Below are 718 nucleotides of genomic sequence, written 5' to 3'. Positions count from 1 at the left end.
GAACTCCAGCATTGGCGGCTGAATACGCAGAAGAAGGCGTTGCACTGACCGCTTGTAATGCCCACAATGATCCGGTTTGTACAATGCTGCCACCACCGCGTTTGGCCATGGCTTTGGCTGCCGCTTGTGCCATAAAAAACTTTCCTTTTAAGATGATATCTAAAAAAGCATCATATTCAGCTTCAGTGACGTCTAAAAAGGATTTGGGTGCAAAGATACCGGCATTGTTAATCAGAATATCGACTCCGCCAAATTTTTCTGTGGTGAAATTGATCAGTTGTTGCGCAGTGTTTGGCTCTGCAATATCAGCTGCACAGTAAGTGATGTATTGACCCGTGCTGTCAATTTGCTCTGCTGCGGCTTTTAATTTATCGAGATCTCGGCCAGTAATCACTACTTTCGCGCCTTCTTGAACCAAGCGGGTCGCCACTTCTTGACCAATCCCTGAACTGCCACCGGTTACAATCGCAACTTTTAAAGAAAATCTATTCATTGTTGATCCATCCTGATTCATGCATTAAGTACGACAGCATCTGATATATGCTGTCGCTTTGATATGATGAATAGATTTTAGAGCAGTGATAGGGTATAAACGACTCAGATATTATTGCGCTGATTGAAAGAAAAACTTTAGTATGAAAACTCCAGTATATTTAAATGCACTGCGCGCATTTGAGGCCAGTGCACGGCATCAAAGCTTTTCAGCGGCGGCACAAGA

At 43.6% G+C, this 718-nt stretch carries 2 protein-coding genes; one reads left to right on the top strand and one right to left on the bottom strand.

From position 1 onward, the window contains the following. Positions 1–493, bottom strand: a 493-nt coding sequence (locus SE27_RS14210) for an SDR family NAD(P)-dependent oxidoreductase (RefSeq protein ID WP_264673637.1), incomplete at its 3' end; no start/stop codon positions are given. 142 nt (positions 494–635) lie between these two features. Between SE27_RS14210 and SE27_RS14600 the strand changes: the two genes are divergently transcribed. After that, the coding region (locus SE27_RS14600) for a hypothetical protein (RefSeq protein WP_455550011.1) at positions 636–718 on the top strand (83 nt) is incomplete at its 3' end.

Origin of the sequence: Acinetobacter harbinensis (genome assembly GCF_000816495.1) — a bacterium.
Taxonomy (GTDB): domain Bacteria; phylum Pseudomonadota; class Gammaproteobacteria; order Pseudomonadales; family Moraxellaceae; genus Acinetobacter; species Acinetobacter harbinensis.
Note: the sequence above shows the minus strand (reverse complement) of the source record. Positions and strands in the feature narration are given on the sequence as shown.